20 protein-coding genes and 1 pseudogene are annotated in these 21,656 nt (G+C 58.7%); 14 read left to right on the forward strand and 7 right to left on the reverse strand.

Going from position 1 to position 21,656, the window contains the following annotated elements; translation table 11 throughout:
• Positions 1 to 105 precede the first annotated feature (105 nt).
• The 5 genes from tyrS (at position 106) to AC0V6U_RS06485 (ending at position 4,379) form a co-directional block, all read left to right on the forward strand.
• Entirely contained in the window at positions 106 to 1,335 is a 1,230-nt protein-coding gene (gene tyrS / locus AC0V6U_RS06465; RefSeq protein WP_472645352.1) for a tyrosine--tRNA ligase, read from the forward strand.
• A 113-nt stretch (positions 1,336 to 1,448) separates the two neighbouring features.
• A complete protein-coding gene (locus AC0V6U_RS06470) occupies positions 1,449 to 1,790 on the forward strand; it encodes a PilZ domain-containing protein (protein WP_472645353.1) in 342 nt (113 codons plus the stop codon).
• Positions 1,791 to 1,881: 91 nt separating this feature from the next.
• Entirely contained in the window at positions 1,882 to 3,195 is a 1,314-nt protein-coding gene (locus AC0V6U_RS06475; RefSeq protein ID WP_472645354.1) for an MFS transporter, read from the forward strand.
• Between the two features lies 1 nt (position 3,196).
• Entirely contained in the window at positions 3,197 to 4,117 is a 921-nt protein-coding gene (gene cysK, locus AC0V6U_RS06480) for a cysteine synthase A (protein WP_472645355.1), read from the forward strand.
• Positions 4,118 to 4,193: 76 nt separating this feature from the next.
• Positions 4,194 to 4,379 (forward strand): hypothetical protein, encoded by a 186-nt coding sequence (locus tag AC0V6U_RS06485; RefSeq protein ID WP_472645356.1) that lies wholly within the window; start codon positions 4,194 to 4,196, stop codon positions 4,377 to 4,379.
• 77 nt (positions 4,380 to 4,456) lie between these two features.
• Here AC0V6U_RS06485 and AC0V6U_RS06490 read toward each other — a convergent pair whose 3' ends face one another.
• From AC0V6U_RS06490 to AC0V6U_RS06505, 4 genes are all read right to left on the reverse strand, one after another.
• Entirely contained in the window at positions 4,457 to 6,262 is a 1,806-nt protein-coding gene (locus AC0V6U_RS06490; RefSeq protein WP_472645357.1) for an acyl-CoA dehydrogenase C-terminal domain-containing protein, read from the reverse strand.
• Positions 6,263 to 6,308: 46 nt separating this feature from the next.
• Complete coding sequence (locus tag AC0V6U_RS06495; RefSeq protein ID WP_472645358.1) at positions 6,309 to 6,779, reverse strand: MerR family transcriptional regulator; 471 nt, start codon at positions 6,777 to 6,779, stop codon at positions 6,309 to 6,311.
• 45 nt (positions 6,780 to 6,824) lie between these two features.
• Complete coding sequence (gene hisI, locus AC0V6U_RS06500) at positions 6,825 to 7,223, reverse strand: phosphoribosyl-AMP cyclohydrolase (RefSeq protein ID WP_472645359.1); 399 nt, start codon at positions 7,221 to 7,223, stop codon at positions 6,825 to 6,827.
• A 378-nt stretch (positions 7,224 to 7,601) separates the two neighbouring features.
• Positions 7,602 to 8,396, reverse strand: a complete 795-nt coding sequence (locus tag AC0V6U_RS06505; protein ID WP_472645360.1) for a double zinc ribbon domain-containing protein — start codon at positions 8,394 to 8,396, stop codon at positions 7,602 to 7,604.
• 58 nt (positions 8,397 to 8,454) lie between these two features.
• Here AC0V6U_RS06505 and AC0V6U_RS06510 point away from each other — a divergent pair, with 58 nt between their 5' ends.
• Positions 8,455 to 9,204 carry a class I SAM-dependent methyltransferase gene (locus AC0V6U_RS06510; protein WP_472645361.1) on the forward strand — a complete coding sequence of 250 codons (750 nt, stop codon included), beginning with the start codon at positions 8,455 to 8,457 and terminating at the stop codon, positions 9,202 to 9,204.
• Here AC0V6U_RS06510 and ppdK read toward each other — a convergent pair.
• The 3 genes and pseudogenes from ppdK to AC0V6U_RS06525 all read right to left on the reverse strand — a co-directional run bounded on the left by ppdK (position 9,201) and on the right by AC0V6U_RS06525 (position 15,166).
• Positions 9,201 to 11,865, reverse strand: a pseudogene (ppdK, locus tag AC0V6U_RS06515) (pyruvate, phosphate dikinase). The gene AC0V6U_RS06510 and the pseudogene ppdK sit on opposite strands and share 4 nt — an antisense overlap.
• A gap of 61 nt (positions 11,866 to 11,926) precedes the next feature.
• Positions 11,927 to 14,134 (reverse strand): glycine--tRNA ligase subunit beta, encoded by a 2,208-nt coding sequence (gene glyS / locus AC0V6U_RS06520; RefSeq protein ID WP_472645362.1) that lies wholly within the window; start codon positions 14,132 to 14,134, stop codon positions 11,927 to 11,929.
• A gap of 117 nt (positions 14,135 to 14,251) precedes the next feature.
• A complete protein-coding gene (locus AC0V6U_RS06525) occupies positions 14,252 to 15,166 on the reverse strand; it encodes a glycine--tRNA ligase subunit alpha (protein WP_472645363.1) in 915 nt (304 codons plus the stop codon).
• A 356-nt stretch (positions 15,167 to 15,522) separates the two neighbouring features.
• On the opposite strand from AC0V6U_RS06525, the gene AC0V6U_RS06530 reads away from it, so the two are divergent.
• The 8 genes from AC0V6U_RS06530 to AC0V6U_RS06565 all read left to right on the forward strand — a co-directional run bounded on the left by AC0V6U_RS06530 (position 15,523) and on the right by AC0V6U_RS06565 (position 21,632).
• Complete coding sequence (locus AC0V6U_RS06530; RefSeq protein WP_472645364.1) at positions 15,523 to 15,717, forward strand: helix-turn-helix transcriptional regulator; 195 nt, start codon at positions 15,523 to 15,525, stop codon at positions 15,715 to 15,717.
• Positions 15,704 to 16,132, forward strand: coding sequence for a hypothetical protein (locus AC0V6U_RS06535; protein ID WP_472645365.1), 429 nt, complete (start codon positions 15,704 to 15,706; stop codon positions 16,130 to 16,132). Before AC0V6U_RS06530 ends, AC0V6U_RS06535 begins: the two co-directional genes overlap by 14 nt.
• Positions 16,133 to 16,225: 93 nt before the next feature.
• Entirely contained in the window at positions 16,226 to 17,176 is a 951-nt protein-coding gene (locus AC0V6U_RS06540; RefSeq protein ID WP_472645366.1) for a TraB/GumN family protein, read from the forward strand.
• Complete coding sequence (locus AC0V6U_RS06545) at positions 17,115 to 18,071, forward strand: TraB/GumN family protein (protein WP_486169406.1); 957 nt, start codon at positions 17,115 to 17,117, stop codon at positions 18,069 to 18,071. The genes AC0V6U_RS06540 and AC0V6U_RS06545 overlap by 62 nt, the downstream gene beginning before the upstream one ends.
• Before the next feature lie 160 nt (positions 18,072 to 18,231).
• Positions 18,232 to 18,906 (forward strand): 50S ribosomal protein L25/general stress protein Ctc, encoded by a 675-nt coding sequence (locus tag AC0V6U_RS06550; protein ID WP_472645368.1) that lies wholly within the window; start codon positions 18,232 to 18,234, stop codon positions 18,904 to 18,906.
• 429 nt (positions 18,907 to 19,335) lie between these two features.
• Positions 19,336 to 19,902 (forward strand): aminoacyl-tRNA hydrolase, encoded by a 567-nt coding sequence (gene pth, locus AC0V6U_RS06555; protein ID WP_472645369.1) that lies wholly within the window; start codon positions 19,336 to 19,338, stop codon positions 19,900 to 19,902.
• Positions 19,899 to 20,549, forward strand: a complete 651-nt coding sequence (locus tag AC0V6U_RS06560; protein ID WP_472645370.1) for a CPBP family intramembrane glutamic endopeptidase — start codon at positions 19,899 to 19,901, stop codon at positions 20,547 to 20,549. Before pth ends, AC0V6U_RS06560 begins: the two co-directional genes overlap by 4 nt.
• 90 nt (positions 20,550 to 20,639) lie before the next feature.
• A complete protein-coding gene (locus AC0V6U_RS06565) occupies positions 20,640 to 21,632 on the forward strand; it encodes an SDR family oxidoreductase (RefSeq protein WP_472645371.1) in 993 nt (330 codons plus the stop codon).
• Positions 21,633 to 21,656 lie beyond the last annotated feature (24 nt).

Below are 21,656 nucleotides of genomic sequence, written 5' to 3' on the forward strand. Positions count from 1 at the left end.
AAGCATAAGTGGTTGCATGGCATGGCTATCGCTGAGCAACGCGCGGCAGACAATGGCCATTCATGACTTTCCCGCCGCTTCGCACACTGTTAAGCGCTCGCCATCATGAAAGCATACGAATCTGATCTGCTCCAGCTGCTCGATGAACGCGGCTACATCCACCAAGTCACCGACAGCGGCGCGCTCGATCAGCTCGCAGCTAAGCAGGTTGTGCCGGGATATATCGGCTTTGATGCGACCGCGCCGAGCCTGCACGTGGGCAGCCTGGTCCAGATCATGATGCTGCGCCGTCTGCAACAGACCGGCCACAAGCCGATTGTTGTGATGGGCGGCGGCACGACAAAGGTCGGCGACCCTTCTGGCAAGGATGAAAGCCGCAAATTGCTGACCGGGGACGCAATTCAGGACAATATCGCTTCGATCCGCACTGTGTTTGAGCGTTTGCTGACATTCGGCGACGGGCCAAGCGATGCGGTGATGGTCGACAATGACGAGTGGCTGTCAAAGCTTGGCTATGTCGAATTGCTGCGCGATGTTGGGCCGCACTTCACCGTCAACCGGATGCTGACGTTCGATTCGGTCCGCCTGCGCCTCGACCGGGAGCAGCCCCTTACCTTCCTCGAATTCAATTACATGATCCTTCAGGCCTATGACTTCCTAGAGCTCGCACGCCGATATGAGTGCCGCCTGCAAATGGGCGGCAGTGATCAATGGGGCAATATCGTCAATGGTATGGAATTGTCGCGCCGGATGGAGGGCCGCGAGCTTTACGGCCTGACAACGCCGCTGCTGACCACGGCGGATGGCGCGAAGATGGGCAAGACCGCATCGGGCGCCGTCTGGCTCAACGATGATCAATTGCCCGCCTATGATTTCTGGCAATATTGGCGCAATTGCGATGACCGGGACGTGGGCCGTTTCCTGAAATTGTTCACCGACCTGCCGCTACACGAGATCGCCAAGCTTGAATCTCTCGAAGGCGCGGAAATCAACGATGCCAAGATCGTGCTCGCAAACGAAGTGACTAAGCTGGTGCGCGGCGATGACGCTGCCAATGCGGCCGAAGCAACTGCGAAGGAGACTTTTGCTGGCGGCGGCGCAGGTGAAGACTTGCCATCATTGGCGGTCGGCGCAGACGGTATGCGGATCGGCGCGGTTCTGACCGAAATCGGCTTCACTGCATCGAATGGCGAGGCGAAACGCAAGATCGCCGAGGGCGCGGTAAAGATCGATGACACGGCAATCACAGAGCCCGGTTTTCTTGTAGCGCCAGCGGATGGTGAGACACTCAAACTGAGCCTTGGCAAGAAGAAGCACGGGCTGATTACCCGCTAATTCCCGCCTTCGCGGCAGGTCTAAATACGGCTCTATTTCGCCAGCTTTACCAATTATCAGCCTTTTCCATCCATTAGGGTTGTCACTCGGACAATAATGGAGGGTCGAGAACTGTGTCAGCCGGAGCGAATCTGAGCGTCACTGATATGCGTCGAGCTGCACGTCACCCGGTGGATTTCCCGGTGATTGTGGAGCACTTTGCGCACGGCGACCTAGAATTACACGTATCAAACCTGTCCGCGCACGGCTTTATGGTCGACGATGCGAGCGGCAATCTCAATCGCGGTGATCGCGTGATCATCCGCTTGCCGATTGTTGGCCGGATCGAAGCCTATTTGATCTGGATTCACGAAGAGCGCGCAGGCTTTCAGTTTGAGCGCATCATTCGGATTGATGACTTTGTCGATATCATTGACGCGCTTCAGCCCAATCCGCGTCTGCGCCGCAAGCGCTAGCCCTTCGCAATCGGTCCGTTTGACCGGTCGGCGCTGCAACAATTAGCTCTCGCACCTTGGCAGGCCATGATGCGCCTGCCATTGCCCATGCGTGAGCGACACTGATCAAATCCCCAGCCACCCGTTTCGGGTCCACAATTTCCGCGCCTATTGGGTGAGCCGCTTTGCGATGACGCTGGCGCAATATGCCATGCTGCTGATCATTGGCTGGCAGACGTATAATATCGCGCGCGACGGCGGGATGACCATTGCCGAGGCCTCCGGCCAGCTTGCGCTTATCGGCCTGTTTCAGTTCCTGCCATTGTTCGTGCTGACACCGTTTACGGGTCTTGCAGCGGATCGGTTTGACAGGCGGCGCCTTGGGCAATTGACCGTGCTGTTGCAATTTGCATGCGCCGCCGCCCTCGCCTGGTTTACGTGGAGCGGCGCGATCACGCTTCCAGTTCTGTTCTCGATAGCGGTCCTGCTGGGCATTGCGCGGGGATTTGCTGGCCCAGCTCTGTCAGCGCTGGCTCCCAATCTTGTGCCAAAGGCGCTTCTCCCGACCGCGATCGCTTTGTCATCCATCGCTTGGCAGGTCGGCATGATCATCGGCCCTGCAATTGGCGGCGTGCTGTACCGCGCAGGGCCTGCCCTGCCCTATTTCGCCGCATGCGCCTTATTCGCGGTCTCGCTGATCGCACTGTCTATCATTGGCAAAGTGCCTCAACCGGCCACGCGCAAGGACCAGCGCCCGATTGGCGCAATCATCGATGGCGTGTCTTACGTTGTCCGCAACAAGATGGTGCTAGGCGCGATCACGCTCGATCTGTTCGCCGTGTTCCTTGCAGGAGCAACCGCGCTCTTCCCGGTCTACGCACGCGATATCCTCAACGCCGGAGAAGTTGGGTTAGGCTTCCTCGCCGCAGCACCTGCGGTCGGCGCGGCGGTTACGGCCCTGTGGTTCTCATTCCGGCCGCTCAAGACCAATGTTGGCCCCAAAATGCTGTGGGCCGTCGCAGTGTTCGGCCTCGCGACGATTGTCTTCGGACTATCCACTTCGATGCCGCTTAGCCTTGCGATGCTCGTGATTGTGGGCGCAGCGGATATGTTCAGCGTCTATATCCGGCAATCGCTGATCCAGCTGCACACGCCGGATGACAAGCGCGGCCGGGTGTCCTCCGCCTCACTGCTCACGATCAGCGCCTCGAACGAAGGTGGGGACGCGTTCTCCGGTTTCCTCGCCAGCGCCGTTGGACCAGTCGCAGCCGTTGTAGCCGGGGGAATTGGCGCGATTGTAACCGTTGGGCTGTGGAGCCGAATATTCCCTGTGTTGCGGATGACTAAGAGCTTCGATCCGCCAAAAGACATGCTAGACACACCATCAGACAAAAAATCCCCCAAGGAAAACCATCAGGAGGCCTGAGATGAAAGCTGCAAACATCCTCGAGACGATTGGCAACACCCCGCATATTCGCCTGTCGCGATTGTTCCCCAATCATGAAGTGTGGCTGAAGTCAGAGCGTAGCAATCCCGGCGGCTCGATCAAGGATCGCATCGCCCTAGCTATGGTCGAAGACGCCGAGCAATCAGGCAAACTCGCGCCGGGCGGCACAATCGTTGAGCCGACCAGCGGCAACACCGGCATTGGCCTCGCAATGGTCGCAGCGGTCAAAGGCTATAAGCTGGTGCTCGTCATGCCGGAAAGCATGTCGATTGAGCGCCGCCGCCTGATGCTCGCCTATGGCGCAACTTTTGACCTCACCCCAAAAGAAAAAGGCATGAAGGGCGCGATTGAGCGCGCGACAGAAATTGTCGAGAGCACCGATGGCGCTTGGATGCCATCCCAGTTTGAGAACCCAGCGAATGTCGCGGTCCACGCGCGCACAACGGCAAAGGAAATCCTCGCCGATTTTGCCGACGCACCGATTGACGTGATGATCACTGGCGTTGGCACGGGCGGCCACCTGACCGGCTGCGCTGAAGAGCTCAAAAAGAACTGGGGCGGCTTTAAAGCCTACGGTGTCGAGCCAGAGCTGTCCCCAGTCATCAACGGCGGCCAGCCCGGCCCACACCCAATCCAAGGTATTGGTGCAGGTTTTATCCCAGGCAACCTTCATACCGACGCCATCGATGGCGCGATCCCGGTTGACGCAGAGGATGCCCGCGAAATGGCTCGCCGCGCAGCCTCTGAAGAAGGCATGCTGATCGGCATCTCCAGCGGCGCGACTTTGGCTGCGATCGCGAAGAAGCTGCCAGAGCTGGATGCGGGCACACGTGTGCTTGGCTTTAACTATGATACGGGCGAGCGCTATCTCTCCGTGCCCGACTTCCTGCCGGTGGAATAACGCCCGATCCAAGCCGCGAGTTTAATCTGATCTTGACCTTATCGCTTCATTACAAGCGAGGTCTGGAGATACTGATATGAAATTCATCCTACTTGAATCGCGCGGCGGAAATTACATGGTGGTGGCAGACAACATCGCCTGGCTCCGCACCGGTGAAAATGGCCAAACCAATGTCGGAATGGTCGGGGGCAGCCCGCTGCTCGTCACCGGTTCGATTGAGGAAGTGGCCGAGAAAGTTATGGCCGGAGCGGGTTCCAACTAGGGTCAGGCTTCTGTGATACGAAAAAGGCCCGGGAGTTTGCGCTCCCGGGCCTTTTCACGTGACGATGATATTGGGCGTTATGCCGCTGTGGCGAATGCGTCTGCTGACAGTTTCATCATGTTATCAGAGCCAGCTTCCAGCTTGCGGCGCAGCGCGCCCGCATCCGGCAGGAAGCGTTCGGCATAGTAAGCCGCTGAGGTCAGCTTGGCTTCGTAGAACGCGCGGTCTTCAGTGTCCGTTGCCAGTTGCTGAAGCGCAGTCTTACCCATTTTCAGCCACATAAAGCCGAGGGTCACAATGCCCATGATGTGCATGTAGTGGTGCGCGCCCGCGCCGAGGTGGTTCGGGTTCGCCATCGCGTTTTGCATGAACCACATGGTCGCCGCTTTCTGCTCGCCCAGCGCCTTTTCAAGCTTGGTCGCAACATCAGCCAGTTCGGGCGAATCTTTCGCAGAGGCGATCTCTTCGTCGATCATCGCGAAGAACGCTTGAACCGCGCGGCCACCCTTTGATGCGAGCTTACGGCCGCACAGGTCCATTGCCTGCACGCCGTTGGTGCCTTCGTAGATCATCGCAATCCGGCTATCGCGGACAAATTGCTCCATGCCCCACTCGGTCACATAGCCGTGGCCGCCGTAAACCTGCTGCATGTTGTTGGCGATGTCATAGCCCTTGTCGGTGCCATAGCCTTTAATGACCGGGGTCATCAGACCGATGAGGTCATCCGCCAGCTGGCGCTCTTCCTCGGTTTGCGCCTTGTGCGTCAGGTCCACCTGTAATGCGCCCCACAGGCACAGTGCACGCATGCTTTCGTTGAATACTTTCGCGTCCATCAGCATCCGGCGAACGTCCGGGTGGACAAAGATCGGATCAGCCTGAGCGTCGGTGTCTGCTGGACCGGTCAGTGCGCGGCCCTGACGGCGATCAAGAGCATAGGTGACAGCGTTCTGATAGGCGACTTCTGCCTGCGCAAGGCCCTGCATGCCAACGCCAAGACGCGCTGCATTCATCATAACGAACATGGCGGCGAGCCCTTTGTTCTCTTCGCCCAGCATCCAACCGGTGGCGCCGTCATAATTGAGGACGCAGGTCGCATTGCCGTGAATGCCCATCTTCTTCTCGATGGAGCCGCAAGATACGCCATTGCGCTCACCCGGTTCGCCGTTCTCATCAACGATGAACTTTGGAACCACGAACAGCGAAATGCCCTTAGAGCTATCCGGTGCGCCCGGCGTCTTCGCCAGAACCAAGTGAATGATGTTGCTGGTGAGATCATGCTCGTCGGCGGAGATGAAAATCTTGGTGCCAGTGATCGCGTAAGAGCCATCGCCCTTCGGCTCTGCCTTCGTGCGGATCATGCCAAGATCGGTGCCGCAATGCGGCTCTGTCAGGTTCATGGTGCCGGACCATTCGCCTGAGATCATCTTAGGCGCGTACATTTCTTTCTGCTCTTGGCTGCCCGCAGCTAGCAAGGCCGCGGTCGCGCCGCCGGTGAGGCCGGGATACATCGCAAACGCCTGGTTCGCGGTGCCAATGTACTCCTCAAACGCAAAGCCAAGAACATGCGGCAGATCCTGACCGCCAAATTCCTCTGGCCCGGTTAGCGTCGTCCAACCGCTCTCAACTAAGGCTTCATAGGCCTCTTTGAAGCCATCCGGCGTCGTCACAGAACCGTCTTCGTGGCGGGTGCAGCCTTGCTCGTCACCAATCTGGTTGAGCGGGGCGAGAACTTCTGAGCAGAATTTGCCAGCTTCATTCACGACCGTGTCGATCATGTCAGGCGTCGCATTCTCAAAGCCCGGCAGATTGCCGTAGCTCGCTAGGTCAAGCATTTCGCTGATGATGAAGCGGGTTTCGCGGGTTGGAGCGGTGTATGTTGGCATCACTAGATCCCTTAGTGGAGTGTTGAGTATTCAGGGGGTTAGGCGGTCAAAGATCGAGCTTTTCGATCTCAGCCACAAAATCGGTGAGTTCCTTGATCGATGAATCGATGTCGGCCCTCTGGCTTTTCAATTTGGCAATATGCGTGCGGCACTTCTCAATCGTGACACGGCGCTGTTCAACGCGGCCATCGTCGAGGTCATACAGATCGATCATCTCGCGAATCTCGGTCAGACTAAAGCCGACGTTCTTGGCCCGCATAATCCAGGCAAGCCTCGCCCGGTCACGCTTTGAATAGACCCGGGTCAGCCCGACACGAGCGGGAGAGATAAGCCCCTCGTCCTCATAAAAGCGCAGCGCGCGTGCAGTGCACTCAAATTCGCTGGTCAGATCAGAGATCGAAAACTGTTCGCGCTCGTGCTTGTCCGGGCGGTCGAGATGCGCGCCATTGCGGCGCTGGCCGGTTTCGTCCGAAACATCGGCTTTACGGGAAGATGATTGTGCGTGTGCTGTAGCCATGCACCATCATCTACCTTACCTTTACGTGAGCGTCAAGTATTGACCTTAACGAGAGGCATCGACCAATTCCCCGCCGTCTATGCGGCGGTAGAAACAGCTGCGCGCGCCCGTATGGCAAGTCGGCCCGGCTGGCTTAACCTTCAGCACAATCGCATCTTGATCGCAGTCCACCAGCATCTCTTGTACCTCAAGCACATTGCCAGAGCTTTCGCCCTTCATCCAAAGGCTTTGGCGCGAGCGCGACCAAAAATGCGCGCGGTTCGTTTCAATCGTTTTTTGCAATGCCTCAGCGTTCATGAAGGCAACCATCAGGACCTCACCGGTGCCCGAATCGGTAACCACAGCGCTTAACAAACCGCGATCATCAAACTTCGGCAGCAGCTCGCTACCCTGCTCGCGGTTCCGCTTTTCCGCTGCGTCGCCGCCGCCAAAACTGTTGTTCAATGGTTAATCCTTCGGTGAATGGGGCCGCTAATGCGATGGCTTGTTGCACGATAACCACAGAGCCTACGCAAAATCCACCAGGCAACGGTTTCGACCTTTGCGAATTAAGACTCCAATGAGACAAAGCTTCTCAGCAGGCCTTTGCGGGTCTGTCCACCGGATACCGGCGTCTTAAGAATGCCAGGTTCAGGGGGTAACTGTTTCTCTGCTGGCCGCGGGGTGTTGGCGAGAGACAGTTCGAACGATGAGGGATTGGATCCTGGTAGCCAAGTTAGGGGGTGGCTGCCTGAGCTCTTTAAGAGCGGGTCCGTATTTTTTCGTCACGTGGCGCCCGGGGTCGTAATGGCCTCGGGCGTTGTGTTTTCCGGCTTCTTTTTCTTACGTTTCAGCCACGCTCATACGGTGGAGCGATGCGTCAAACTCGCTGTCTACAACACGCGCAAAGCATGCGATCGTGACCGACCGAGCGCCTGCTTTCAGCAGCACGCTGACGCAGGCATCGCTCGTCGCTCCGCTGGTGAGAACATCATCGACCAAGATCACTTCGCGCCCCTTGATCGCCGCTTTGCGCGATTCTCGAATCGCAATCGCGCCCGACAAGGTTTTGCGCCGCTCCTTCGCGCCAAGGCCGCCCAAGCTCGGGGTGCGTTTGCGCCGGACCAATCCATCGACAAGCACTTCGCCCTTGCCCCGCTTCGCCAGCTCTTTGGCAAGGAGCCCCGACTGGTTGAAGCCGCGTTGCCACAGGCGCCAGCGATGCAATGGGACCGGGATCAATAGTGGCGGCGCATCGCCCTCCTCCTCCGGATCAGGAAGCCGCGCTGCCAGCAATCGGCCGAGCAAACCCGCGAGCGAAATCTTGCCACCGTGCTTGAACGTCAGGATCAGCTTACGCGAGGCATCGTTATAGACTGTAGCCGCCACAATGCCGGAATGCTTGGGCGGGTCAGCCATGCACGGCGCGCACAGCGCCTCTTCATCCATCTGATCAGAGCCAAATGGCCTGCCGCAGGAATTGCACGATGGCTCTCCCGGAATGACCAGATCGCCCCAGCACGCGCTGCAAACCCCGCCCTGATCGGCGGTCGCATCGCCGCATAGCGGGCAGCGCGGCGGATAGACCAAGTCCACGACAGGCTTCAGCCCTTCGGCGATATGCGCACCCAAACCCATGCGCAAACTGTCGCATGGCTTGCACTGCCGTGGCAAGCACGGCAGGGCAGCGCCGATTATGCAAACACGCCAAGTTCCAACGATCTTCTCCAAAGTGCGTCGCGAGGCGAGAGCAGCGCGCGCTTCCCGATTGGCGCAGGCCGATGGGGCTGCGCGCTGGCTTGCGGAAGAGCTGGAGCAGGATTGCATCGAGCGCATTGGCTTTATGCGGCTTGAGCCGTCGCGCGCACTAGTGATCAGCGAAATCACAGGGGAGCTTTCGGCCGATTTGCGCCGATTGGGTGCCGATCTCACTGCCGTGCCATCCTATGATGAGGAGCAGCCAAGCGGCCTATCAGAGCTTGATCTGATCATCAGTCTAAACCGGCTCGACACGGTCAATGATCTGCCCGGCGCGCTGCTCCACTATCGCAATGCCTTGGCCGACGGCGGTATCTTGTTTGCGCAGATGATTGGTGCGGGCAGCCTTCCCGCGCTGCGCCAGATTATGATGACCGCAGACGCGGACCGTCCAGCTGCGCGCGTCCACCCTCAGATCGACAGCCGCGCGGCAACCGGCCTGCTCGAGCGCGCGGGCTTCAAACGCCAGGTGGTTGATAGCCACACGGTAGAGGTCAGCTATCGGAGCCTAGACCGCTTGATCGCGGACCTGCGCGAACAGGCCCTCACCAACGTGCTGGCCGACGCACCGCCGCCTTTGACGCGTAGCGCGCTCGCCCGCGCGCAGGACGCATTCGAAGCGATGAAGGACAGCGAAGGCCGCGTCACCGAGACCTTCGAATTGCTAACGCTTACTGGCTGGCGTTAGTCCCGCAGAGCAGATTGCGCCGCCGCCAACCGCGCGATTGGCACGCGGTATGGCGATGCGGAAACGTAATCCAGGCCAACCTCTTCGCAGAACGCGATACTGGCGGGATCGCCGCCATGCTCACCGCAAATCCCCAGCTTGATGTCGGCGCGTGTTGCCCTGCCCCGTTCCGCCGCGAGCTCGACCAGCTGGCCAACGCCGTCGACATCGAGGCTGACGAACGGATCACGCGCAAAAATGCCTTTATCGACATATGGCGCCAGGAAACGCGCCGAATCGTCGCGTGACACGCCCAAGGTTGTTTGGGTCAGATCATTCGTGCCGAAGCTAAAGAATGCGCCCTCATGCGCGATTTCGCCCGCCATCAAAGCAGCACGCGGTAACTCGATCATCGTGCCGACCAGATACTCAACCCGCGCGCCCTTCTCAGCGAACACCTCTTCGGCGGTCCGATCAATCAGCTCGCGCAAAATCGCCAGCTCTTTGCGGGTCGCCACCAAAGGCACCATGATTTCAGGCAGAGGCGCTTCGCCGCTTGAGGCCTGAACGTCGCAAACCGCCTCGAAGATCGCGCGCGCCTGCATCTCATAGATCTCAGGATAGGTGATCCCTAGGCGGCAGCCCCGGTGGCCCAGCATCGGGTTGAACTCGTGCAATTCACCCGCCCGGCGTTTGAGGTGGTCAACGCCAAGGCCCGTCGCGTCGGCCAGATCGGCAAACTCGGCATCGCCATGCGGCAGGAATTCGTGCAGCGGCGGATCAAGCAAACGGATCGTGCATGGCAGGCCCGTCATCACCTCGAAAATCGCTGTAAAGTCTGCGCGCTGTTCTGGCAGCAGCTTCTCCAGCGCGGCGCGGCGTCCAGCCTCATCCTCGGCCAGGATCATCTGCCGAACCGCGCTGATCCGGCCCGCGTCGAAGAACATATGCTCCGTGCGGCACAGGCCGATACCTTCTGCGCCAAATTGCCGCGCCATTTTGCAGTCCGCCGGCTGTTTCCGCATTGGTGCGCACGCGCATCCGGCGGTGCCTATCCGCCCATTCCATCAGAGTGCCAAAATCACCGACCAGCTCTGGCTCAATCGTCGGCACAATGCCCAGCATCACCTGACCATTGGCGCCGTCGAGAGTGATCTCATCACCCTCTTTCAGCTCCTGATTGCCAATCCGCAAGCTGCGCGAGGCAAGATCAATCGAAACGCCGTTTGCGCCAGAAACGCAGGGACGACCCATGCCGCGCGCGACCACCGCCGCGTGGCTCGTCATCCCGCCGCGAGCGGTCAGGATGCCTTGCGCCGCGTGCATGCCGTGGATGTCCTCTGGGCTGGTTTCGACCCGCACTAGGATCACTTTCTCGCCTCGGCCAGACCATTGCTCCGCCGTGTCGGCATCGAGCACAATCTTGCCCGCCGCCGCGCCCGGAGAGGCTGGCAGACCGGTCGTCATCACATTGCGCGGCGCATCGGGATCGAGTGTCGGGTGCAGCAGTTGGTCAAGCGCCATCGGATCAACCCGCAGGATCGCGGTCTTCTGATCGATCAGGCCCTCGCCCACCATCTCAACCGCCATTTTGAGCGCCGCCTTGGCGGTCCGCTTGCCGCTGCGCGTTTGCAGCATCCACAGCTTGCCGCGCTCCACGGTGAACTCGATGTCCTGCATGTCGCGGTAATGCCCCTCGAGCAGGTCAAACACGCGCGCCAGCTCGCCGTAGGCTTCCGGCATGGCCTCTTCCATCGATAGCGGTTTTGCACCCGCCGCCTCGCGGGCCGCTTTTGTCAGATATTGCGGCGTGCGAATGCCCGCGACCACGTCTTCACCCTGAGCATTGATCAGATATTCGCCGTAATACGCCCGCTCGCCGGTTGCCGGATCGCGGGTGAAGGCGACGCCGGTCGCGCTGGTTTCCCCCATATTGCCAAACACCATGGCCTGCACATTGACGGCGGTACCCCAATCGCTGGGGATGTCATTGAGACGGCGGTATACCTTCGCCCGGTCCGCATCCCAGCTATCGAAAACAGCGGCGATTGCGCCCCACAGCTGCTCTGCGACATCCTGCGGGAATGGCTTGCCGTGTTCGCTTTCGACGATGCCCTTATATTCGCTCACCAAAGCGCGCCAATCATCCGCGCTCAGTTCAGTGTCGGCGTAAAAGCCATTGTCTTCTTTGCAGATTTCCAGCGCCTCTTCGAACAGGCCGTGATCCACGCCCAGCACCACATCGGAATACATTTGCACAAAGCGGCGATAGCTGTCCCAGGCAAACCGCTCGTCGCCAGACGTTTTCGCCAACCCCTCTACCGTGTCGTCATTGAGGCCGAGGTTGAGCACTGTGTCCATCATGCCCGGCATGCTCACCCGCGCGCCAGAGCGCACCGATACGAGCAAGGGATCGCTCGCATCGCCAAAGCTCTTGCCCACCGCGCTTTCGATATGCGCCAACGCCTTCGCTACATTCGCGCGCAGATCATCGGAGAAATCCGCGCCTTCCTGCAAATAGCGGACGCATTCCTCGGTCGTGATCGTGAAACCAGGAGGAACCGGCAGGCCAATCGCCGCCATCTCCGCCAGGTTTGCGCCCTTGCCGCCGGTGACGGTCTTGTCTTTTTGGCGGGCATCATCGTGAGCGGCGTTTCCGCCAAATGGATAAACCGTGTTCACGTTACTTGTACCTTTTTGGTAGCGAAATTGGACACTTGCGGGTTTGTCCTGGGGAGAGACATTATCCTTCGATCCGGCTGAAATCGGCGACTTTGTGCACCGCATCGCGGAACCGGTCGAGCAGATCGAGGCGGGCGCTGCGAATATCCGCATCTTGAGCATTGACGATCACGTCTTCGAAAAATTGGTCGATTGGCGAACGCAATGTGGCGAGAGCGGACATGGCCGCCGCAAAGTCTTCGCTTTCGATGGCGCTGGCCGCTTTGGGCGCAGCGAGGTCGAGTGCGTCGATGAGGGCTTTTTCGGCGGGTTCAGGTGACGGATTGGAAGCGCCGCTGTCCCATTCCTCTTTCTTGAGAATATTGGCCGCGCGCTTGTAGCCTGCGAGCAGGTTTGTGCCGTCCTCGGTTTCGACGAAGGCTTGGAGGGCTTTCACACGGGCGAGCAGGCGGACGAGATCGTCGTCCTTGAGTGCAACAACCGCATCGACCAAATCATGCCGAGTGCCAACTTCGCGCTGCTGAACCTTCAGACGCTCAAGGACAAACCAATGTAGCCCGGCCTCACCCGATGCAATATTCGCAAGCTGCGCTGCCTCGACTTCATCACGTGAATGACATTGCTCTGGCGTTTCCACATCACGGTCGCGGTTAGCGGCGACAACATCGGTCATGGTCTCAAGGGTGTGATCGATGCTGAAACGAAGCGCATTTTCGAGAATCGTACGAATAGCGCCCAAGGCAGCTCGGCGCAGTGCAAACGGATCTTTTGAACCTGTCGGCTTCTCATCGATGGCGAAAAAGCACATCAACGTATCCAGCTTATCCGCCAGACTCACCGCCACCGTCACCGGAGCAGTTGGCACTTCATCGCCCTGCCCAACCGGCTTGTAATGATCGCGGATGGCTTCTGACACTTCGACCGGCAGGCCCTCTTTCGCCGCGTAATATCCGCCCATTAGGCCCTGAAGCTCAGGAAACTCTCCGACCATCTCGGTGACCAGATCGGCCTTGCACAAACGCGCGGCTTGCTCGGTGAGGTCGGCTAGTTCCTCGCGAGTCCCCGCGAAGGCGGGGACCTCATTCCCATTGGCACTTTGTTGCAGGAGGTCCCCGCCTTCGCGAGGACTCGCGGATGGTTCGACAATACCCTCTTCGCACAGCCAGCGCGCAAGCTTCGCCACGCGGTCGACCTTATCGGCGACCGTCCCTAGCTTTTCATGGAACGTAATCCGCTCCAGTCCCTTGGCGTGCTCGGCCAGCGTTTTCTTCTGATCCAATTCCCAGAAGAAGCGCGCATCGGCCAGCCGCGCGGCCAGAACTTTGCGATTGCCGTCGACCACCACTGCGGGGTCTCCCGCCTCAATATTGGCGGTGCAGATAAACGCGTTAGCGAGTTTGCCGTCCGCGTCCTCGCAAACAAAATATTTCTGGTTCACCCGCGCGGTCAGCTGGATCGTCTCTGGCGGCACATCGAGGAAATCATCCTCAAACCGCCCGAGCAGCGGCACAGGCCATTCGGTGAGGCCCGCGTTTTCGACCACCAGTCCTTCGTCCTCAACCAGCTTTAGACCAGCCGCCTCCGCCGCCGCCTTCGCGCCTTCGCGCACCATCGCTTCACGCTCAACATGATCGACAACCACGCTCGCCTCGCGAAGATCGCCAGCATAGTGGTCCGCGTTCGCAATCTCGATATTGCCGTTCGAATGGAACCGGTGCCCCTTGGTCTCGCGGCCACTGACAATGCCGTCCACTTCGCACGGCACGACTTCGCCATCGAGCAGTGCGATAATGCCAGACAAAGGCCGCACCCATTTGAGGCTCTCGGTCGAGATCGACGCCGCGCCCCAACGCTGAGACTTGGGCCAGGAAAAATCGCGGATAATCGCCGGGATCGCCGCAGACAGCAGATCAGCGACCGCCTGCCCCGGCTTTCCGATCACCGCGAAATAGGTGTTGCGCCCCTTTACTTCGCGCACTTCCAATTGGTCGCGCGTCACGCCGTTCTTGCGGCAGAACCCATCGACCGCCTGATCCGGCGCGCCTTCTGGCGGGCCCTTGGCCTCTTCGCGCACCGCCTCGGTTGCAGTCGGCAGATCACGCGCGATCAGCGCAAGGCGGCGCGGGGTCGACCACACGGTCAGCTCACCGACGGAAACGCCAGCGGCATCCAGCTCACGGCGGAATAGCTTTTCCAGCTCAGCGCGCGCGCCCTTTTGCATCCGCGCCGGGATCTCTTCGCTGCGCAGTTCTAGGAGAAAATCAGCCATCACAATTCCCGTTTGTGCTGAGCTTGTCGAAGCAGTGAATTTTCTTGATTTGGAGTACCAGACGTGAAGAGCAGCCCTTCGACAGGCTCAGGGCAGACGGATCTGCGAAACAGCCACTCATTTCGACCACTCCGGATATTTCTCAGCCCAGTCAGCGGCTTCCTTCTCCATATGCGCCTCGCATGATCCGCGCGCGAGGTCGCGGACGCGGGCCATATAGCTTGCGCGTTCCTGCACGCTGATCACGCCGCGCGCTTGCAACAGGTTGAAGATATGGCTCGCCTCAACCGCTTGCTCATAGGCAGCGATCGGCACTTGGGCCGCCAAGGCATTTTGGCATTCCGCCTCAGCCTTGTTGAACAGGTCAAACAAAGCGTCTGTGTCGGCGACCTCAAAATTCCATTTCGACATCTGTTTCTCATTTTCGAGAAACACGTCGCCGTAGGAAACTCCGTTCTGGTTGAACGCCAGATCGTAGACGCTGTCGACGCCCTGGATATACATGGCGAGGCGCTCGAGACCGTAAGTCAGCTCTCCGGCCACAGGCTTGCAATCAAATCCGCCCATCTGCTGGAAATAGGTGAACTGGGTGACTTCCATCCCGTCGCACCAGACTTCCCAGCCTAGGCCCCATGCGCCGAGCGTCGGCGATTCCCAGTCATCCTCGACAAAGCGAATATCGTGCTTCAGCGGGTCGATCCCGATCTGACGCAGGCTCTCAAGGTAAAGTTCCTGAATGTCCGACGGGCTCGGCTTCAGGATCACTTGATATTGATAATAATGCTGGAGGCGATTGGGGTTCTCGCCATAGCGGCCATCGGTCGGACGGCGGCAGGGCTGAACAAACGCCGCATTCCAAGGCTCTGGGCCAAGCGCGCGCAAAGTTGTCGCGGTGTGAAACGTGCCCGCGCCCATCCGCATATCGTAAGGCTGCAAGATAACGCAGCCATTGGCGCTCCAGAAATCATGCAGCGTCAGAATCATGTCCTGAAACGAGCGTTTGGGGTCACGCTGAAGAAGCTGGGTAGTCATGGCGGCAGGCTTTGGCGGATGCCCCAACCAGCGTCAATGCCGCAGCGCAGCATGAGAACAGATGTGCCCACCCAAAAGTGGATTTATCCGCAGATCGGGGGTCAACTTCTCCAAACAAAAAGTCAGGTTCTCTTGACACAGTCAGCAAATCACGACATATAGTCATGTATACCTGACATAATGTCATAAACCGGCGACAGGAGTTTTGAGTGCTTGAACATCACAATCATAAGGAAAAGATAGCTGCATTTCTCGCGACGATGACATTCGTGCTGGCGGGTTATGGCCTAGGCCATATCACCGCTACAGTCGCGCTCGCCTTGCGATAAGCTTCTGAGCCAATGGAGTTTTACCTCATGAACAATAGGCTGAAAGTGCTGCGTGCAGAGCGAGATTGGAGTCAGGCCGAACTGGCGCTTCATCTCGACGTGTCGCGTCAGGCGATCAATGCCATCGAGACTGGCAAGCACGACCCCTCCCTCCCGCTCGCATTCCGAATTGCGCGCCTGTTTGAAATGCAAATCGAGGAGATTTTCGATGACCAAAAATGAAAAAGAAGCCTCGATTCCTGTGTCACCGAAGATCCGCAAGGCGCGCAATCTCCTTTGGATTGCCATCGCCGTTGGCGCCGTTCTCGGCATCTATTCTGGTGCAACGGCAGAAGGAGACATGGACGTTATGCTATCAAACGACCCTATCTCTCCGTCGTTCGCGATAATTGCGATCGCTGTTTGGCTCGTCATTGTGCCCTTGATCAGTTGGCTTTGGTGGCGCGCCGTCGATGAACATGAAGCAGGCGCCTACCGCGAGGGCGCGATGGTTGCTGCGCATCTATACCTTTTCATGGCGCCAACCTGGTGGCTGGCCACCCGAGCTGGCTGGGTGCCAGAGCAGCAACCGATGATCGTTTTCACAATTGTCTGCGTCGTTTGGACCGCTGTCTGGTTCTACCGCAAATATGTCTGAAGCGGGCGTAGTTAGCGCGTCGCACTTTCAACTTCTTCAAGGGCAAAATTACCCATTCCCTTCCAATCAACTTTCTCTATCTAGGAACGCATTATGAAAAACTTCCCACGCGCAGTCACCGCTGCCCTCGCCCCGATTACTCTGCTCGCTGGCACAGCCGCATGCGCTCAAACGCAAACCCTGCCCGCGCCCGTCCCGGACACCAAAGCGCCTGCAGATGAGCTGGAACTCGGCACAGAGACCGGCTCTGGCCCGGCGCTCTGGTCGGTCTCTGATGAAGACACCACGATCTACCTGTTCGGCACCGTCCACGCTCTGCCAAAAGAGCTGGAATGGTATGATGGCGTTATCGAAAACGCTCTGACCTCTTCCGACACCATCGTCACAGAGATTGAGATGGGCCCGGACATGCAAGCGCAAACCCAGCAATTGGTAATGTCCAAGGCGATTTTGCCTGCTGGCACCACATTGCGTTCGCTGCTGAGCGAAGAGCAAACCGCCGTTTACGAAGCCTCTCTGGCAAAACTCGGCGCACCAGCCGCGGCCTTCGACCAAGTCGAACCATGGTTCGCTGGCATCACGCTCGCAACCCTGCCGCTACTTCAGCAGGGCTATTCACCAGATGCAGGCGTTGAAAACGTGCTGCTGGAAAAGGCTGGAGACAAGAAGACCGAAGCGCTCGAGACAATCGAATTTCAGTTCGGTATTTTTGACGGGCTGCCGCAGGCCTCGCAAATCGAATTCCTGATGGAGGCCGCTGAAGGCGTCGACGAGGTCAAGCCGTTCCTCGACAAAATGGTCGCTGAATGGGTTGCCGGTGATGCCGACGGATTGGCTGAGCTTATGAACGAAGGCTTCAGCGATCCAGAACTGGCAGAGCAATTGCTTTATGCCCGCAACCGCAACTGGGCCGATTGGATTGAAGCCCGCATGGAAACCCCTGGCACTCTGTTTATCGCAGTGGGCGCAGGTCACCTTGCCGGTGAGAAAAGCGTTCAGGACTATCTCGAAGAGCGCGGCATCGTCTCCGCTCGCATCCAATAATGCACCGCTTGGCGAGCGTCCGCATTGCTGCCCCACTGGCAGCTTTGTTGGCGCTCATGCCGGCTGCGGCTCAGACCCAGCCCCTCCTGCTGCTGACGAAGCAGCTCCGCCGCTGTTTGAAATCACCAACGCACAAGGTGAAACCGAGGGGTGGATGCTGGGCACGATACACGCCCTTCCTGATGGCACGAACTGGCGCACGCCTGAGATAAAGACGGCTATTGATACCGCCGACTTGGTCGTTGTTGAGGTCGCCAATCTGGAAGACAACGAACCAATCGCCGCGGTTTTTGCCCAGCTTGCCTACACGCCGAACCTACCCGACCTTGCGATGCGGGTTAGCGAGGATAAGCGCCCTGCCCTGTTCGACCTGATATCCAAATCAAACTTCTCTGCGGCGCAGTTCGGATCAACTGAAACATGGGCCGCCGCGCTGCAACTGGCGCAAGTTGGCGCACAAGGTGATCCCGCAAACGGCGTTGACCGCGCGGTGGTGCGCGAATTCAAGGGCCGACCCGTGCGAGAATTCGAGGGCGCAATCGCGCAGCTGCGCATCTTTGACAGCCTGCCCGAACAGGATCAGCGCGATCTACTTTCCGGCATTATTGCTGAGGCAAAACAGCTTCAGGCCGATCCAGCACGCCTGCGCAATGCCTGGCTAACCGGTGACACAGCCACTTTAATCGACGCGACCGAGACAGGCATCATGGCCGATCCGGAATTGCGCGAGGCTTTGCTGGTCGGGCGCAATCGCGATTGGGCGAAACAGCTTGAGACGATGCTAGTAGGTGATGAACGTCCGCTCGTCGCCGTTGGTGCCGCTCATCTCGTCGGTCCAGACGGCTTGCCAGCTATGCTATCGGCCAGCGGCTACACAGTAACGCCCCTGCACTAGCTCTCACCACCTTGGTCAGAGGCGTCACGCCCCGCCAAAACGCTTGCCAAGCCCGCACGCACGCCCTAAGGCGCGCCCTCTTCCGACGTCATGGTCATCCCTGGAGGCGTGGCGCGCGAAGATTTTGAAACTTTAATCCGCATTTGAAAGGTAGACGATTATGAGCGACGCTCTGACACTGCCGGCCGAGGCACGCGAACGGGCAGGCAAGGGAGCCTCCCGTGCACTACGCCGCGAAGGCCGCATCCCCGCCGTTATTTACGGCGGCAAAGAAGAACCAACCACGATCCACATCGAAGAAAAAGAACTGGTCCGTCAGATGATGACCGGCCAATTCATGAACTCGATCGTGAACATCGATGTTAATGGTAAGAGTGTCCGCACCCTGCCGAAGGACGTTGCCCTGCACCCGGTCACAGACCGTCCGACGCATGTCGACTTCCTGCGCCTTTCCAAGGATGCGAAGATCGAAGTCGCCATTCCGGTTATCTTCACCAACGAAGAAGAATCGCCTGGCCTCAAGAAGGGCGGCGTTCTTAACGTGGTCCGTCACGAGCTCGATCTGGTTTGCGAATCTGACAAGATCCCAAGCGAGATCGAAATCGATGTGACCGGCAAGGAAGTCGGCGATTCGATCCACATCAGCGAAGTGAAGCTGCCAGCTGGTAGCGAGAGCGCGATCACCGATCGCGACTACACCATCGCAACGCTCGTCGCTCCATCGGCTCTCAAGAAATCAGAGAGCGCCGAAGGCGAAGAAGCTGAGGGCGAAGAGACTGAAGCAACCGAAGGCGGCGAAGAAGCAGCTGAAGGTGGCGAGGATAGCGGCGAGTAAATCGCGCCAGTCCTTCACGGACGCAATCACCAAGGCGGCGGGCTGGGAAACCAGTCCGCCGTTTTGCGTTTTTGGTTTCTGCACATCATCCGATGTGCGATTTCCTCGCTCATGCGACCTGAAGGTCGCGTCGCTGCGGGCGGGCGTGCGCCCTTGCGGTCGCTTGCGTGACCGAGCTCCGCGACCAAGCCGGCGAAAAAAGCGTCAAGACGCTTGTTCCTAAACAGATGGCTTGGAATGGTTCGATGCCGAAGGCCTCGCCAGGCCGACCGGCCGCCCGAGCTTATGCGAGGAAAGCCAAGGCGGACGGATGTCCGCCGCCCGGCGCTTGAGGGCAAAAAAATCGAGGAAATCGCGCATCGGATGATGTGCGGAAAACTAATACTCCTCGCCGCTTGAGGGGCAGGCGAAGCCTGCTAAAGGAAAACAATGCAGCTTTGGGTTGGCCTTGGAAATCCCGGACCGAAATACACTATGCACCGGCACAATGTCGGCTTCATGGCGTGCGATGTGTTGGCTGAAATGCACAGCTTTGGCCCGGTCCAAAAGAAGTTTCAGGGTTGGGTTCAAGAGGGGCGGATCGGCTCGCACCGCATTTTGCTGCTGAAGCCCGCAACCTTTATGAATGAGAGCGGCCGGAGCGTTGGCGAGGCCATGCGGTTCTACAAGCTGGAGCTCGATGCCCTTACTGTCTTTCATGACGAGCTCGACCTTGCACCCTTTAAAGTGAAGGTGAAGCAAGGCGGCGGGACCGCTGGCCACAATGGCCTGCGCTCCATCGACAAGCATCTCGGCGCAGATTTCCGCCGCGTTCGCCTTGGCATTGGTCATCCGGGCCACAAGGACCGCGTATCTGGCTATGTGCTTGGGAACTACGCCAAGGCTGAGCAAGACGACCTGGTCACCATGCTAGGCGCGGTCGGAGGCGAGGCGGAATGGCTCGCGAATGGTGATGAGCCGCGCTTTATGAGCGAGATTGCGATGCGTCAGCAATGAGCAACCCGTACGAAGAGATGCGCAAAATGTCGGTTTCCGACATCTGCAAATCACTCGGTGCTCAGGCCTCCTTGTTTGTCGGTTTGGGCGTATTGCTGTGGTGGATATCTGATCGCCCTCTTACCGGATTTGTGACGGTTGATCTCAGGCAAATTGCCTTGGGAATTGGCCTAGGCCTAGCGATGATCGCCGTGGCTGCGGCCATCTTCCAAGGCCTGCCACAACTTGCGGAGAAACTCACACGGCTTCAGGCAAAGAACTTCGCGTTCCTCGAAAAGCGGCTTTCGATGCCGGTGATCATCTTCTTTTCGATCTGCGCTGGCGTGGGTGAAGAAGCGCTATTTCGCGGCGGGCTGCAAACCCTGATGGGCGATTACGTGGCGCTGCCCCTCGCCGTCATCTTCTCCAGCCTGATCTTCGCGCTTATCCATTTCGCAAAGCCTCTGATCGCAATCATCATTTTCGCGATTGGGGCGCTGTTCGGCGTTGTCTACATTTGGAGCGGCAGCCTGCTCGCCGTGATGATCGGTCACGCTCTTTATGACGTTTACGCGATCTGGTTCCTGCAAAAAGAAATGCACCGCCTGAAACTTTTTGAGCAACCAGAAGACGCAGGATTGGCCGACCAAGAACCCGCCGCTGGTTAGATCGCTCAGCGCCGCTATAACGTACAAAGCAAATTCACTCAGGAACTCTGCCGCGCCCATGCGTTGGTTCATTGAATTGGAGACCACATCATGACCCAAGTTACTCGCCGCTCCCTGCTCGCAGGCGCCGCTGCAACCACCGCTCTCACTGCCACAGCCAGCCTCGCTCAAGAGGACTCCCTCACCGCAAAACCCGACATGTCTGGCAAAAGCATTCTGATCACGGGCTGCTCGACCGGGTTTGGCCGGTTGATGGCAGAGGATTTCGCTCGCCAAGGCGCCAAAGTGTTCGCCACCATGCGCAACCTTCCTCGCACCGAGGCTGATGAGCTGAGCCAACTCGCTAAGACCGAAGAACTTGACCTGCACGTGATCGAAATCGACGTGACCGACGATGCGCAGGTCGCAGCTGGCGTCGCCGAAGCAGAGCGCATCGCTGGCGGCGCGCTCGACGTGCTGATCAACAATGCTGGGATGTCTTTTGGTGGACCAATCGAAATTCAGGACATGGAAGCAACCCAGGTGATTTTCGACACCAATGTCTTCGGCCCGCACCGCATGGCGCGCGCCGCCCTGCCCGCGATGCGTGCAAAGAAATCTGGCCTGATCGTCAATATCACGTCTCAGCTTGGCCGCGTCATCGCTCCAAGCTTTGGCCAATATTCGCCAACCAAATTTGCGCTTGAAGCCATGAGCGAAGCGCTCGCCTATGAGCTCGTTCCCCACGGTGTTGAGGTCAACATCATTCAGCCGGGCGGCTATCCGACGATGATCTGGTCAAATTCCAACAAGAACAGCACCGCTCTGCTCGAGCGCGCCGATGAAAAGCACACCTCTGGCTATCCTGCGCTGATTGAGCCTCTGGGCAAGCGCACCGGCGGCGGAACGACCGACCCTATGGATGTACCGAACGCGATTGCAGAGATCATCGCCATGCCCGTCGGCACCCGCCCATTGCGCAAAGAAGTGCATCCAGGTGCCAAACCACAAATCGCGATCAACAATGTCGCGGCAGAGGTTCAGGTCGGCTGGCTTGGCGGATCACCCTTTGGCCCATGGATCAAGGCGGTTCACAACGTTTGACCGCCGCGTTCGCTGGGCTGGCAA

It is taken from the genome of Erythrobacter sp. W36, from assembly GCF_057364935.1.